The 14,095-nt window shown below is 70.2% G+C and carries 17 protein-coding genes; 15 read left to right on the forward strand and 2 right to left on the reverse strand.

Features of this window, described 5'->3' with window-relative positions; all coding sequences use genetic code 11:
- Positions 1–52: 52 nt before the first annotated feature.
- Positions 53–388 (forward strand): hypothetical protein, encoded by a 336-nt coding sequence (locus A5678_RS20515; RefSeq protein ID WP_068045949.1) that lies wholly within the window; start codon positions 53–55, stop codon positions 386–388.
- Between the two features lie 68 nt (positions 389–456).
- Here A5678_RS20515 and A5678_RS20520 read toward each other — a convergent pair whose 3' ends face one another.
- Entirely contained in the window at positions 457–1,080 is a 624-nt protein-coding gene (locus tag A5678_RS20520; protein ID WP_068045953.1) for a hypothetical protein, read from the reverse strand.
- 164 nt (positions 1,081–1,244) lie between these two features.
- Here A5678_RS20520 and A5678_RS20525 point away from each other — a divergent pair, with 164 nt between their 5' ends.
- The 10 genes from A5678_RS20525 (at position 1,245) to aroQ (ending at position 10,792) form a co-directional block, all read left to right on the forward strand.
- Positions 1,245–1,634 carry a secondary thiamine-phosphate synthase enzyme YjbQ gene (locus A5678_RS20525; protein WP_197502206.1) on the forward strand — a complete coding sequence of 130 codons (390 nt, stop codon included), beginning with the start codon at positions 1,245–1,247 and terminating at the stop codon, positions 1,632–1,634.
- 112 nt (positions 1,635–1,746) lie between these two features.
- Positions 1,747–4,452: an alanine--tRNA ligase gene (gene alaS / locus A5678_RS20530; RefSeq protein ID WP_068045961.1), complete on the forward strand. Its 2,706-nt coding sequence runs from the start codon at positions 1,747–1,749 to the stop codon at positions 4,450–4,452.
- Positions 4,453–4,977, forward strand: coding sequence for a Holliday junction resolvase RuvX (ruvX, locus tag A5678_RS20535; RefSeq protein ID WP_068045964.1), 525 nt, complete (start codon positions 4,453–4,455; stop codon positions 4,975–4,977).
- Positions 4,970–6,211 (forward strand): endolytic transglycosylase MltG, encoded by a 1,242-nt coding sequence (mltG, locus tag A5678_RS20540; protein WP_068045966.1) that lies wholly within the window; start codon positions 4,970–4,972, stop codon positions 6,209–6,211. The genes ruvX and mltG overlap by 8 nt, the downstream gene beginning before the upstream one ends.
- The gene (locus A5678_RS20545) at positions 6,189–7,007 is read left to right on the forward strand and encodes a shikimate dehydrogenase (RefSeq protein ID WP_068045969.1); all 819 of its coding nucleotides are present in this window, start codon (positions 6,189–6,191) and stop codon (positions 7,005–7,007) included. Before mltG ends, A5678_RS20545 begins: the two co-directional genes overlap by 23 nt.
- Before the next feature lie 11 nt (positions 7,008–7,018).
- Complete coding sequence (locus tag A5678_RS20550; protein ID WP_068045971.1) at positions 7,019–7,453, forward strand: A24 family peptidase; 435 nt, start codon at positions 7,019–7,021, stop codon at positions 7,451–7,453.
- 57 nt (positions 7,454–7,510) lie between these two features.
- A complete protein-coding gene (gene aroC / locus A5678_RS20555; RefSeq protein ID WP_068045975.1) occupies positions 7,511–8,725 on the forward strand; it encodes a chorismate synthase in 1,215 nt (404 codons plus the stop codon).
- Positions 8,725–9,261 (forward strand): shikimate kinase, encoded by a 537-nt coding sequence (locus A5678_RS20560; protein ID WP_068045978.1) that lies wholly within the window; start codon positions 8,725–8,727, stop codon positions 9,259–9,261. Before aroC ends, A5678_RS20560 begins: the two co-directional genes overlap by 1 nt.
- Positions 9,258–10,355 (forward strand): 3-dehydroquinate synthase, encoded by a 1,098-nt coding sequence (aroB, locus tag A5678_RS20565; RefSeq protein WP_068045980.1) that lies wholly within the window; start codon positions 9,258–9,260, stop codon positions 10,353–10,355. Before A5678_RS20560 ends, aroB begins: the two co-directional genes overlap by 4 nt.
- The gene (gene aroQ, locus A5678_RS20570) at positions 10,352–10,792 is read left to right on the forward strand and encodes a type II 3-dehydroquinate dehydratase (RefSeq protein ID WP_068045982.1); all 441 of its coding nucleotides are present in this window, start codon (positions 10,352–10,354) and stop codon (positions 10,790–10,792) included. The genes aroB and aroQ overlap by 4 nt, the downstream gene beginning before the upstream one ends.
- Here the strand turns inward: aroQ and A5678_RS20575 are convergent.
- Positions 10,789–11,514: a B-4DMT family transporter gene (locus A5678_RS20575; protein ID WP_068045984.1), complete on the reverse strand. Its 726-nt coding sequence runs from the start codon at positions 11,512–11,514 to the stop codon at positions 10,789–10,791. The genes aroQ and A5678_RS20575 overlap by 4 nt on opposite strands.
- Positions 11,515–11,547: 33 nt before the next feature.
- Here A5678_RS20575 and A5678_RS20580 point away from each other — a divergent pair, with 33 nt between their 5' ends.
- The 4 genes from A5678_RS20580 to nusB all read left to right on the forward strand — a co-directional run.
- Entirely contained in the window at positions 11,548–12,666 is a 1,119-nt protein-coding gene (locus A5678_RS20580) for a Xaa-Pro peptidase family protein (RefSeq protein WP_068045987.1), read from the forward strand.
- A gap of 50 nt (positions 12,667–12,716) precedes the next feature.
- Positions 12,717–12,938 carry a hypothetical protein gene (locus A5678_RS20585; RefSeq protein ID WP_068045990.1) on the forward strand — a complete coding sequence of 74 codons (222 nt, stop codon included), beginning with the start codon at positions 12,717–12,719 and terminating at the stop codon, positions 12,936–12,938.
- A 118-nt stretch (positions 12,939–13,056) separates the two neighbouring features.
- Positions 13,057–13,620 (forward strand): elongation factor P, encoded by a 564-nt coding sequence (gene efp, locus A5678_RS20590; protein WP_007171952.1) that lies wholly within the window; start codon positions 13,057–13,059, stop codon positions 13,618–13,620.
- Positions 13,617–14,095, forward strand: a 479-nt coding sequence (nusB, locus tag A5678_RS20595; protein ID WP_068045993.1) for a transcription antitermination factor NusB, incomplete at its 3' end; no start/stop codon positions are given. The genes efp and nusB, both read left to right, overlap by 4 nt.

The following is a 14,095-nucleotide window of genomic DNA, read 5'->3' on the forward strand; positions in this document are numbered from 1 at the left end:
CCGGGCGGCTGGAACGGCTGCGGGCGATCATCCGCAGGAAGCGGGGACGGCCATGAAGACTTTCACCGACGAGGAGATGGGCCGGCTGCTGGCCACCACCAAGCCCTACAGCGTCGTCATCCTCAAGCAGGGGCCGCGCTTCGGCGACGACACCACCCCGGGGACCGTCTGGGAGCACGGGCGGCGCAATTTCGGGCTGCGCGACGACGGCGTCCTGGCCGTGGTGTTGCCGGTCACCGACGGCTCCGACGTGTGCGGGATCGCCGTGTTCGCGGCCACCGTCGACGACACCGCCGCCATCATGGCCGACGACCCCGGCGTGGCGACCGGCGTCTTCACCTTCGAGGTGCACCCCTGCCGCGGGTTCCCGGGCGACGCGCTGCCGTAGGCGCGTCACGCTGGCGTGACATTCGACGGCCGCCGTCACGCTGGCCTGACGTTCGGCGGAAGAGACGGCTAAACCAGCTCGGGCACCCGCAGGTGGGCGATCGCCAGCTCGAACTCGGCCACGTCCACGACCTCGGCGCCCAGCTCGCGGACGCGCCGGCTGCGCAGCTCGGTGGCCCGGTCGCGATTGCGGGCCATGGCGTCCATCGAGTCGAACGTCGAGCAGGACACCGCCCGCCGGCACGCGGGATGGTCGACCAGCAGGCTGGCGCTGCAGAACCCGTCGAGGTCCTCCATCTCCGGCAGCACCGACATCCGGTAGAAGTCCAGGGATCGGCTGAGCTGATCGGGCACCACCTTGAGCCAGGTGGCCCGCACGCAGGCCCCCTGACCCGACGGGTGGTCGCGGTGCAGCGAAGCGATGTCCCACTCCTCGACCCGCGCGCTGCCGTCGAACATCAGCGCGGCCTGGTCGCGAATCGGGGCGACCCGTTCGGCGCTGGCGCGCATCGCGTCGATGCTGTCCCACGAGCTAGTGGCGATGCAGGTTCCGGACTGCCGGTCGACCAACAGCGACAGTCCGAGACACCCGTCGATCTCCGTGAGCGCCGGCATGACGACGTCGCGGACGTGCGCGATGCCGATGTCGACCGATAAGGGTTGCGCCTGGATGGTGGTGGAGCGTGCGTACACGGCCGACCCCTCTTCTCTCGGGGCAGCGCCCCGGTGGCGCCACCGGTCCCACCAGTTACCTTCCTCCTGCCCGTTGCGTGCCGCAATGCCAAATGTGGTCGCGCTCACAAACGATTGGCTGGTCGCAGCCGGGTCGCCGTAGGCTGGTCCGGATGCATACCGACGTGCTGGACGTGGACACCTCCCGGCGCCGCATCGTCGATCTGACCGAGGCGGTGCGGGGCTTCTGCTGGTCGCGGGGCGACGGCTTGTGCAACGTCTTCGTCCCGCACGCGACGGCCGGTGTCGCCATCATCGAGACCGGGGCGGGCTCCGATGACGACTTGCTCGACGCGCTGGAACGGCTGCTGCCGCGCGACGACCGTTACCGGCACTCGCACGGCTCCCCGGGCCACGGCGCCGACCACGTGATGCCGGCGCTGGTCGCGCCGTCGGTGACGGTGCCGGTCTCCGGTGGCGAGCCGATGCTGGGCACGTGGCAAAGCATCGTGCTGGTCGACCTGAATCGGGACAACCCGCAACGCTCGGTGCGGCTGAGCTTCCTGGAGGGTTAGCGGCCCGGTAGCCAGCAATTCCGGCGAATACGCTGGAATAGACGTCCACGCAGAAAACCAACACGCAGAAAAGCAACACGCAGAAAAGCAACAGGGAAGAAGCGGACCAGAAGTGCAGACACACGAGATCAGGAAGAGGTTTCTTGATCACTTCGTGAAGGCGGGCCACACCGAGGTGCCGAGCGCATCGGTGATCCTCGACGACCCCAACCTGCTGTTCGTCAACGCGGGCATGGTCCAGTTCGTGCCGTACTTCCTGGGCGCGCGCACACCGCCGTACTCGACGGCCACCAGCATTCAGAAGTGCATCCGCACGCCGGACATCGACGAGGTGGGCATCACCACCCGGCACAACACCTTCTTCCAGATGGCCGGCAACTTCTCGTTCGGTGACTACTTCAAGCGCCGCGCCATCGAGCTGGCGTGGACGCTGCTGACCAACCCCGTTTCCGAGGGCGGCTACGGGCTGAACCCCGAAAGAATTTGGACGACGGTCTATTTCGATGACGACGAGGCCGTGCAGCTGTGGCAGGAGATCGCTGGGCTGCCGGCCGAGCGGATCCAGCGCCGGGGCATGGAAGACAACTACTGGTCCATGGGGATCCCGGGGCCGTGCGGCCCGTCGTCGGAGATCTATTACGACCGGGGCGAGGAGTTCGGCGTCGGCGGCGGACCGGTGGCCAACGAGGACCGCTACGTCGAGCTGTGGAATCTGGTGTTCATGCAGAGCGAGCGCGGCGAGGGCACCGGCAAGACCGACTTCGAGATCCTGGGGCCGTTGCCGCGCAAGAACATCGACACCGGCATGGGCGTCGAGCGGGTGGCGTTCGTCCTGCAGGGCGTGCACAACGTCTACGAGACCGACCTGTTGCGGCCGGTGATCGATGCCGCGGCCGCCCGCGCGCCGCGCGGCTATGACGCCGGCAACCACGAGGACGACGTGCGTTACCGGGTCATCGCCGACCACAGCCGCACCGCGGCGATCCTGATCGGCGACGGTGTCACTCCCGGCAACGACGGGCGCGGGTACGTGCTGCGCCGCCTGCTGCGCCGGGTGGTCCGGTCGGCCAAGCTGCTCGACATCGAAGGCCCGATCGTGGGTGAGCTGATGGCCACCGTGCGCGACGCGATGGGCCCGTCGTATCCCGAACTGGTCGCCGATTTCGACCGGATCAGGCGCATCGCCGTCGCCGAGGAGACCGCGTTCAACCGGACGCTGGTGGCCGGCTCCAAGCTGTTCGACGAGGTGGCCGGCACCACCAAAGCCACCGGGGCCAAGGCGATTTCCGGCTCGGACGCCTTCACGCTGCACGACACCTACGGTTTCCCGATCGAGCTGACCCTGGAGATGGCTTCCGAGGCCGGCCTGCAGGTCGACGAAATCGGCTTCCGGGAACTGATGGCCGAACAGCGCCGCCGGGCCAAGGCGGACGCCGCAGCCCGCAAGCACGCGCACGCCGACCTGAGCGCCTACCGCGAGCTGGTAGACGCCGGGCCCACCGAATTCACCGGCTTCGACGAACTGGCTTCCGAGGCAAGGATTCTGGGCATCTTCGTCGACGGGAAGCGGGTGCCGGTGGTCACCCACGGCTCGCAAATGGAGGGGGCTGGCGCGCATCAGGTCGAACTCGTGCTGGACCGCACCCCGCTCTACGCCGAATCCGGCGGGCAGATCGCGGACGAGGGCACCATCAGCGGGACCGGGGCCGGCGAATGTGCCCGTGCGGCGGTCACCGACGTGCAGAAGATCGCCAAAACTCTGTGGGTGCACCGGGTCAACGTCGAGTCCGGGGAATTCGTGGAGGGCGACACCGTGGTGGCGGCGGTCGACCCGGAATGGCGCCGGGGCGCCACCCAGGGCCACTCGGGCACCCACATGGTGCATGCCGCGCTGCGACAAGTGCTGGGCCCCAACGCCGTTCAGGCTGGGTCGCTGAACCGTCCCGGCTACCTGCGCTTCGACTTCAACTGGCAAGGGCCACTGTCCGACGAGCAGCGCACCCAGATCGAAGAGGTCACCAACGAGGCCGTGCAGGCCGACTTCGAGGTGCACACCTTCACCGAGCAACTGGAGAAGGCAAAGGCCATGGGGGCGGTCGCGCTGTTCGGCGAGAGCTACCCCGAACAGGTGCGGGTGGTCGAGATCGGCGGGCCGTTCTCGCTGGAACTCTGCGGTGGAACCCACGTGCACAACTCGGCGCAGATCGGGCCGGTGACCATCCTGGGCGAATCGTCGGTCGGTTCCGGGGTCCGCCGGGTGGAGGCCTACGTCGGGCTGGACTCCTTCCGCCACCTGGCGAAGGAGCGCGCGCTGATGGCGGGGCTGGCCTCGTCGCTGAAGGTGCCGTCCGACGAGGTGCCCAACCGGGTGGCCGGCCTGGTGGAGCGGCTCAAGGCCGCCGAGAAGGAGCTCGAACGCGCGCGGTTGGCCGGGGCGCGCGCCGCCGCGACCAACGCCGCGGCAGGCGCCGAGCGTATCGGTAACGTCCGTGTGGTGGCCCAACGGATGTCCGCCGGCATGACGGCAGGCGACCTGCGTTCCCTGGTCGGCGACATTCGCGGCAAGCTGGGCAGCGACCCCGCGGTGGTGGCGCTGATCGCGGAGGGGGAGGGCGGCACCGTGCCGTACGCGATCGCCGCGAACCCGGCCGCTCAAGACCTCGGGATCCGCGCCAACGACCTGATCAAGCAACTGGCCGCGACCGTCGACGGCCGCGGCGGGGGCAAGCCGGACCTGGCGCAGGGTTCCGGAAAGGACCCGACCCGCATCGACGCGGCCCTCGAGGCGGTCCGCTCCGAGATAGCGCGGGTCGGTTGAGTGGTCCCCGCACAGCATCGCTTGCCCGACCGGCCCGGCGACCCTGACCAGGATAATCCGGGTCGGCGGTCCCGACCCGGGAGGAGCCTCGGCGTCGACGTCGGCAGCGTGCGCATCGGCGTCGCCTGCAGCGACCCCGACGGCATCCTGGCCACGCCGGTGGAAACGGTGCGCCGGGACCGCTCCGGCAAACACGTGCGGCGGCTGGCCGAGCTGGCCGCGGAGCTCGGGGCGGTCGAGGTGGTCGTCGGGCTGCCGCGCACGCTCGCCGACCGCACGGGTCCGTCGGCGGTCGACGCGATGGAGCTGGCCGACGCGCTGGCCCAGCGGATCGCCCCCACGCCGGTGCGGCTGGCCGACGAGCGCCTGACCACCGTCAGCGCGCAGCGGTCGCTGCGCGCGGCGGGCGTCCGCGCCAGGGAGCAACGGGCCGTGATCGACCAGGCGGCCGCGGTCGCCATCCTGCAGAGCTGGCTCGACCAACGCCGAGCCACCCCGACGGCGGGGGAGCCCACTGATGGTTGACAGCGCACGGCGTGAACGGGCCGAGCCCGAGGCGGTCGGTCCTTCGCGCAAACGCAGCCGCGTCGCGCGGAATCGGGCCGAGCGGGGGCGTCGCCGGCGGCGGTTCGCCGGCAAGATCGTGCTCGCGGTCGTAGCCGTCGTCTTGCTGGTGGGAGTCTTCGTCGGCGCCAAGCTGTGGCACACGATGTTCGGGGCCGGCGACGACTACACCGGAAACGGCAAGCGCGACATCGTGATTCAGATCAAGGACGGTGACTCGACCACGATGGTCGGGGAGACGCTGCAGCACGAGCGGGTGACCAAGACCGTCCGGGCATTCGTCAACGCCGCGCACGGCAACACCAAGATCTCGTCGATCCAACCCGGCTTTTACCGGATGCGCACCGAGATCCCGGCGGCCAACGCCGTCGAGCGGCTGGCCGACCCGAACAGCCGGGTAGGCCGGCTGGTCATCCCGGAGGGCCGTCAACTCGACGACACCACCGACATGAAGACCAACAAGGTGACCCCGGGCATCCTGACGCTGATCTCCCGCGCCACCTGCGTGACCCTGGACGGCAATCAGCACTGCGTCGCGGTGGAGGAGCTGCGGGCGGCGGCGACCAACAGCACGCCCGCGGCGCTGGCGGTGCCGCCGTGGGCCATCGAGCCGTTCAGCGAGCTCGGCAAGGATCATCGCCGGATCGAGGGGCTGATCGCGCCCGGAACCTTCAATGTCGACCCCTCCACGTCGGCCGAGACGATCCTGTCCGGCCTGATCAGCGCCGGCGCCGTGGAGTACATGAAGTCGGGCTTGGTGGACACCGCCCAGGCGATGGGCCTGTCGCCCTACGACATCCTGGTGGTGGCGTCGCTGGTGGAGCAGGAATCGAAGTCGCAGGACTTCGCGAAGGTCGCGCAGGTCATCTACAACCGCCTGCACGCTCACCACACGCTGGAATTCGACTCGACGGTCAACTACCCCCTGGACCGCCGGGAAGTGGCCACCACCGACGCCGACCGCGCCCAGAAGACGCCGTGGAACACCTACGTGTCGCAGGGGCTGCCGGCGACCGCGATCTGTTCGCCCGGGGTCGACGCCCTGCACGCCGCCGAGCATCCCGAGCCCGGTGACTGGTTGTACTTCGTCACCATCGACGCCCAGGGGACGACGCTGTTCACCAAGGATTATCAGCAGCATCTGGCCAACATCGAGCTGGCTAAGCGCAACGGTGTCCTCGACAGCGCGCGCTGACGGCGCCGCCCGAAAAGCGGCGGTGCTCGGCAAGCCGATCGCCCACTCGAAGTCCCCGCAACTGCACCTGGCCGCCTACCGGGCGCTGGGCCTGACCGACTGGACCTACGAGCGCATCGAGTGCGACGCCGAGCAGTTGCCCGCGGTGGTCGGCGGGTTCGGGCCCGAGTGGGTGGGGGTGTCGGTGACCATGCCCGGCAAGTTCGCCGCGCTGCAATTCGCCGACGAGCGCACCGAACGCGCCGAGCGGGTGGGGTCGGCCAACACCCTGGTCCGCACGTCGGCGGGCTGGCGGGCCGACAACACCGACATCGACGGCGTGAGCGGGGCGCTGGGTTCGGCGGATGGGCCGGCGCTGGTGTGCGGGTCGGGTGGGACCGCGCCGGCAGCCGTGCTGGGGCTGGCCCAGCTGGGCGTCACCGCCATCACGGTCGTCGCGCGCAATCCGGACAAGGCCGGCCGGCTGGTGGATCTCGGCACGGGAATCGGGGTGCCGACGCGGTTCGTGGGTCTGGACAGCGACGAGCTGCCCACCGCGGTGGCGGCCGCCGAGGTGCTGGTCAGCACGATCCCCGCGGAGGTCGGGGCGCGGTATGCGGACACCTTCGCGGCCATCCCGGTGCTGCTCGACGCCGTCTACGACCCGTGGCCCACGCCGCTGGCCGCCGCGGTGGCCGCCGCCGGCGGCCGCGTGATCAGCGGCCTGCAGATGCTGTTACATCAGGCGTTCACCCAGGTCGAGCTATTCACAGGCCTGCCGGCGCCGCGAGAGGCCATGGCCGCCGCCTTGGGCTAGCGTCCCGCGGCATGCGGGTGACGGCGGCGGTCGCGGTGCTGGCCTGGCTGGTGGTGCTGAGCGGCTACGACGTCCGCGAGCGCCGGTTGCCGAACCTGCTGACGCTGCCCGGGGCCGGAGTGATCCTGCTGGCGTCCGTCGCAACCGGGCGGGGCTGGCCCGCCGTCGCCGGGGCGACGGCTTTGACCGCGATCTACCTGCTGGTGCATTCGGTGGCCCCGGCGGGGATGGGGGCCGGAGACGTCAAGCTCGCGATCGGCCTGGGGGCGTTGGCCGGCTGTTTCGGCGTCGGGGTGTGGTTCCTGGCGGCGCTGGGCGCGCCGGTGCTGACCGCGGCATGGGGCCTGCTCGAGCGGCTCCTTGGCGGCGCGGGCGCGGCGTCGGTGCCGCACGGCCCCGCGATGTGCGCGGCCACCGCCGCCGCGATCGGCCTGGCGCTGGTGTGAGCCCGACGGCCACGCGCGGATTTAAGCGCGCCCGGGCGCACATGGGAAGATGATCGGGTGTTGCGTTGGATCACCGCCGGGGAATCGCATGGCCGCGCGTTGGTGGCCATGCTCGAGGGCATGGTCGCCGGTGTCGAGGTCAATTCGACCGATATCGGCGACCAGTTGGCCCGCCGCCGGCTCGGTTACGGCCGCGGTGCGCGGATGAAATTCGAGCGCGACGCCGTGACCGTGCTGTCCGGGGTGCGCCACGGCATCACGCTGGGCGGCCCCATCGCCATCGAGATCGGCAACACCGAGTGGCCCAAGTGGGAGACCGTGATGGCCGCCGACCCGGTCGACCCGGCGCGAGCCGCCGACCTGGAAAACTCGGCGCGCAACGAACCGCTCACCCGGCCACGGCCGGGCCATGCCGACTACGCGGGCATGCTCAAGTACGGCTTCGAGGACGCCCGGCCGGTGCTGGAACGGGCCAGCGCGCGGGAGACCGCCGCCCGCGTGGCCGTGGGCACGGTCGCGCGGTCCTTCCTGCGCCAGGCGCTGGGTGTCGAAGTGCTTTCGCACGTGATCGCGATCGGTCCGTCGGCACCCTACGACGGCCCGCCGCCGCGGCCGGAGGACCTGCCCGCGATCGACGACAGCCCGGTGCGCGCTTTTGACGAAGAGGCTCAGAAGTCAATGATCGCCGAGATCGAGGCGGCCAAGAAGGACGGCGACACCCTCGGCGGCGTCGTCGAGGTGGTGGCCGTGGGCCTGCCGGTGGGGTTGGGTTCATTCACCAGCGGCGACAACCGGCTCGACGGCCAGCTCGCCGCCGCGGTGATGGGCATCCAGGCCATCAAGGGCGTGGAGATCGGCGATGGCTTCGAAACGGCGCGCCGCCGCGGCAGCCGCGCCCACGACGAGATGTATCCCGGACCCGACGGCGTGGTCCGCTCGACCAACCGCGCGGGCGGGCTCGAGGGCGGCATGACCAATGGGCAGCCGCTGCGGGTGCGCGCCGCGATGAAACCCATCTCCACAGTGCCGCGGGCGCTGGCCACCGTCGACATGGCGACCGGCGACGAGGCCGTCGCGATCCACCAGCGCTCGGACGTGTGCGCGGTGCCGGCCGCAGGCGTCGTGGTCGAGGCCATGGTGGCGCTGGTGCTGGCGCGGGCTGCGCTGGAGAAGTTCGGTGGCGATTCACTCACCGAAACCCGCCGCAACATCGAGGCGTATCAGCGCGCGGTCGCCGACCGGGAAGCACCGGCCGCCCGGGGTACCGCGTGATGGCACCCAGGGCCGTACTCGTCGGGTTGCCCGGCTCGGGTAAGTCCACCATCGGGCGGCGCCTGGCCAAGGCGCTCGGCGTCGGGTTCCTCGACACCGACGCGGCGATAGAGCAGCAGACCGGCCGCAGCATCGCCGACATCTTCGCCACCGAGGGGGAGCAGGAGTTCCGCCGCATCGAGGAGGCTGCCGTGCGCGCCGCGCTGGCCGACCACGACGGCGTGGTGTCGCTCGGCGGTGGGGCCGTCACCAGCCCGGGGGTCTGCGAGGCGCTCGCCGGCCACACCGTCATCTACCTGGAGATCAGCGCCGGCGAGGGCGTGCGGCGCACCGGCGGCAGCGCCGTGCGCCCGCTGCTCGCCGGCCCCGACCGCGCCGACAAGTTCCGCGCGCTGATGGCCGAGCGGGTCCCGCTGTACCGGCGCGTGTCGACGATCCGCGTCGACACCAACCGCCGCAACCCCGGGGCGGTGGTGCGCTACATCGTGTCCAGGCTGCAGACCCCCGAGAACGCCCACGCGGAGGCCGCCCCATGACCCGCGCGGCGCCCGTCACCGTGCAGGTAGCCGTCGACCCGCCCTACCCGGTGATCATCGGCACCGACCTGGGCGACCAGCTGGTCGAACTGCTCTGCGACCGGCACCGGGTCGCCGTCGTGCACCAACCGGCGCTGACGCAAACCGCCGAAGCGATCCGAAGTCGACTGGCGGACAAGGGCGTTGACGCGCACCGCATCGAAATCCCGGACGCCGAGGCGGGAAAGGACCTGCCCGTCGTCGGCTTCCTCTGGGAAGTGCTGGGCCACATCGGGATTGACCGCAAGGACGCGTTGGTCAGCCTCGGCGGCGGCGCCGCCACCGACGTCGCCGGGTTCGCGGCGGCCACCTGGCTGCGCGGCGTCGACATCGTCCACATTCCCACCACGCTGCTCGGCATGGTCGACGCGGCCGTCGGCGGCAAGACGGGCATCAACACCGACGCGGGCAAGAATCTGGTGGGCGCGTTCCATCAGCCGCTGGCGGTGCTGGTCGACCTGGCGACCCTGGAAACGTTGCCGCACAACGAACTCGTCGCCGGGATGGCCGAGGTGGTCAAGGCCGGCTTCATCGCCGACTCGGTGATCCTCGACCTCATCGAGGCCGACCCGCAAGCCGCCGTGGACCCCACGGGTAACGTGCTGCCTGAGCTGATCCGGCGCTCGATCGCCGTCAAGGCACAGGTCGTCGCCGCCGACGAGAAGGAGTCGGAGCTGCGCGAAATCCTGAACTACGGCCACACTTTGGCGCATGCGATCGAGCGCAGGGAGCGCTACGAGTGGCGGCACGGCGCCGCGGTGTCCGTCGGCCTCGTTTTCGCCGCGGAACTGGCCAGGCTCGCCGGACGGCTCGACGACGCGACCGCTCAGCGCCATCGCACCATCCTGACGGCGCTCGGCCTGCCGGTCGCCTACGACGCCGACGCGTTGCCGCAACTGCTGGAATTCATGGCCCAGGACAAGAAATCCCGCGCCGGGGTGCTCAGGTTCGTGGTGCTCGACGGGCTGGCCAAGCCGGGCCGGCTGGCCGGGCCTGACCCGTCGCTGCTGGCGGCGGCGTACGCCGGATTGTCCGACGAAGAAGGGGCCCGATGACCATCACCGTCAACGTCATCAATGGCCCGAACCTGGGCCGGCTGGGCCGCCGCGAGCCCGAGGTGTACGGCGACACCACGCATGACCAACTGGCCGCGCTCATCGAGCGCGAGGCCGCCGAGCTCGGCCTGAAAGCCGTTGTGCGCCAAAGCGACAACGAAGCCCAACTGCTGGACTGGATCCATTCGGCTGCCGACGCGGGCGAACCGGTGATCCTCAACGCCGGCGGCTTGACCCACACGTCGGTGGCGCTGCGCGACGCGTGCGCGGAGCTGCGCGCACCTCTGATCGAGGTGCACATCTCCAATGTGCATGCCCGCGAAGACTTCCGGCGCCACTCTTACCTCAGCCCGGTCGCGACGGGGGTAATCGTCGGGCTGGGAACGCAGGGCTACCTGCTTGCCCTGCGCTACCTGGCGGAAGCCGCCAAGAGCTAGTCCTTGCGCGATTCCGGCTTGGGGGGCTCGTCGCCCTCCTTGCGGATCACCTCGGTCTTGGGCTCGGACTCGGTCTTGGCGAACCTTTCGGTGGGTGCCTCGCGTGCCGTGGTGCCCACCGCTTCGGTGGGTGCCTCACGCTCGGCCGTCGCGACCGCCGCGGTCCGCTCCTCGTGCTGCGCTCCGGCCGTGGGGATCTCTCCGGTCGGTGTGTCGTCACCACGCACCGCGGAGAACACGTCCGTGTCGCTGTCCCGCCCTTGCTTGTCGCTGAGGCCGTGACGCTTCTCCGGCTCCTTCTCGTACTGCCGGTCCACCCGCCAGCGGCCGATGGTGACGCCGATGATCCCGGGCAGGAACACGCACAGCGCGGTAAACGCCGCGAACGTGGTCAGCTCGTTGATCAGGCCGCCGGTGTAGAGACCGTTGTAGGCCAGCGCGATCAGCCAGCAGACGGCGCCGCTGAGCACGCCGGCCACCAGCCCGGCCAGCAGCCACGTCATCGCCAGATCGCGCCGCCGATCCGGGTCCGGGTTCGCGATCGCATCGGCCCGGCCGTCGAATACCCCCCATACGGCCACGCCGATGATGAAGAGAAGCAGCAGCACCACGCTGAAAAGCCCGGCCTGCGTCTGCCACGCGTTGATCAGCGCACCTTGGAACAAGCGAACAACCACCATCGCCGCGGCGTAGACCAATCCGCGCAGCATCCAGGACCTCATGGGCAATCAGCGTAGCGAGTACCGTCAAGGGTCGTGACACATTCTCAGCGCCGGGACCACCTGAAAGCGCAAATCGGGGCCATCGGATTGGACGCGATGCTGGTCAGCGACCTGAACAACGTCCGCTACCTCTCCGGCTTCAGCGGATCGAACGGCGCGTTGCTGGTTTTCGCCGACGATCGCGGCCCGGTGCTGGCGACCGACGGCCGGTATCGCACCCAGGCCGCGGAGCAAGCCCCGGGCCTCGAGATCGCCATCGAACGGGCCCTCGGGCGCTACCTGGTCGGCCGGGCCGCCGACGACGGCGTCGGGAAGCTGGGCTTCGAAAGCAACGTGGTGACCGTCGACGCCTTCGACGTCCTGACCAGCGAGCTCGGCGAGCGCAAGGCGGCCACCGAGCTGGTGCGGGCCGCCGGAACCGTCGAGGCGCTGCGTGAGGTCAAAGACGACGGCGAGGTGGCGCTGCTGCGGTTGGCCTGCGAGGCGGCCGACGCCGCGCTCGCCGACCTGGTGGAGCGCGGTGGTCTGCGGCCCGGGCGAACCGAGCGTGAGGTGAGCCGGGAGCTCGAGGCGCTGATGCTCGACCACGGTGCCGACGCGATCTCGTTCGAGACCATCGTGGCCGCCGGCCCGAATTCGGCGATCCCGCATCACCGCCCCACCGACGCGGCGCTGGCGTCGGGCGATTTCGTCAAGATCGACTTCGGCGCCCTGGTGGCCGGCTATCACTCCGACATGACCCGCACCTTCGTGCTCGGGAAGGCCGCCGACTGGCAGCGGGAGGTCTATCAGCTGGTCGCCGATGCGCAGCGGGCCGGCCGGGAGGCGCTGCGGCCCGGTGCCAGCCTGCGCGATGTCGACGGTGCGGCGCGTCAGCTGATCGTGGATGCGGGGTACGGCGAGCAGTTCGGCCACGGTCTGGGGCACGGTGTGGGGTTGCAGATCCACGAGGCGCCCGGAATCGGCGCCACCTCCACCGGGACCTTGCTGGCGGGTTCGGTGGTGACCGTCGAGCCGGGCGTCTACCTGCCGGGCCGCGGCGGTGTGCGCATCGAGGACACGCTGGTCGTGCCCGACGAGGCAGCGGCAAACCGCGGGCATGCACCGGAACTGCTGACCAGGTTCCCCAAGGAGTTAGCTGTCCTGAGCTAGGCGAACCGCGCCGTTTGGCGGACCGCGGCCCGCGGGTAAAGTCGGGTGGCGTGAACGGGGTGGAGCCAATCGAACGCCGCCTGGCGCGCCTACGGGATTTTCGGTGGGAGTTGTCCGCCCAGCCGTTGCGGGAGCTGCGGCTGGAGATCGACATCCTGTATTTCCCCGTCCCGGTGCCGTTTTCCGGCGGGAGAAAGTTCAACGTCCCGTTCCTGACGATGATCAAGCCGCTGCGGCCTTCGCCGAGCGAGTCGGCCGAGGCCGGCCCCTAAGGCGGCCTTCCCGCCGCCACCCGACGCGCAGGCGTCGGCCGCGTCGCGCCTTAGACTGACCGACAAATCGCAGACAGTTCGCGAACGACTGTCCATCCTCTAGGAGATACACCGAACCGTGGCAAGCACCGCCGATTTCAAGAACGGACTGGTACTGGTGATCGACGGCCAGCTCTGGCAGATCGTCGAGTTCCAGCACGTCAAACCCGGTAAGGGCCCGGCCTTTGTGCGCACCAAGCTGAAGAACGTGCTTTCCGGCAAGGTCGTGGACAAGACGTACAACGCCGGCGTGAAGGTGGAGACCGCCACCGTCGACCGGCGCGACACCACCTACCTGTACCGCGACGGCTCGGACTTCGTGTTCATGGACAGCCAGGACTACGAGCAGCACCCGTTGCCGGAGTCGCTGGTCGGTGACGCCGCCCGGTTCCTGCTCGAGGGCCTGCCGGTACAGGTGGCGTTCCACAACGGGGCCCCGCTGTACATCGAGCTGCCGGTGTCGGTCGAGATGGAGGTCACCCACACCGAGCCGGGCCTGCAGGGCGACCGATCCAGCGCCGGCACCAAACCGGCCACCGTGGAGACCGGGGCGGAGATCCAGGTGCCGCTGTTCATCAACACCGGCGACAAGCTGAAGGTGGACACGCGCGACGGCAGCTATTTGGGGCGCGTCAACGCGTGAGCAGGCCCGTCAGGGGGCGCCATCAGGCCCGCAAGCGTGCCGTCGACCTGTTGTTCGAGGCCGAGGCCCGCGGGCTGGGCCCGGCCGAGGTCGTCGACGCGCGCGCCGCACTGGCGGCAGCGAACAAGGAGGTGGCGCCGCTGCAGCCGTACACGGTCGCGGCCGCCCGGGGGGTCGGCGAGCACGCCGCCCACATCGATGACCTGATCAGCTCGCACCTGCAGGGCTGGACGCTGGACCGGCTGCCCGCCGTCGATCGCGCCATCCTGCGGGTCGCGGTGTGGGAGCTGCTGTACGCCGACGACGTCCCGGAGCCGGTCGCCGTGGACGAGGCCGTGCAGCTGGCCAAGGAGCTGTCCACCGACGACTCGCCGGCGTTCGTCAACGGCGTGCTGGGGCAGGTCATGCTGGTGACGCCGCAGATCCGGGCGGCCGCCGCGGCGGTCCGTTCCGGTGCGGCCGGCGCTGCGGAAAC

Source organism: Mycobacterium sp. E2733 (genome assembly GCF_001667585.1).
In the GTDB taxonomy this organism is placed as follows: Bacteria; Actinomycetota; Actinomycetes; order Mycobacteriales; family Mycobacteriaceae; genus Mycobacterium.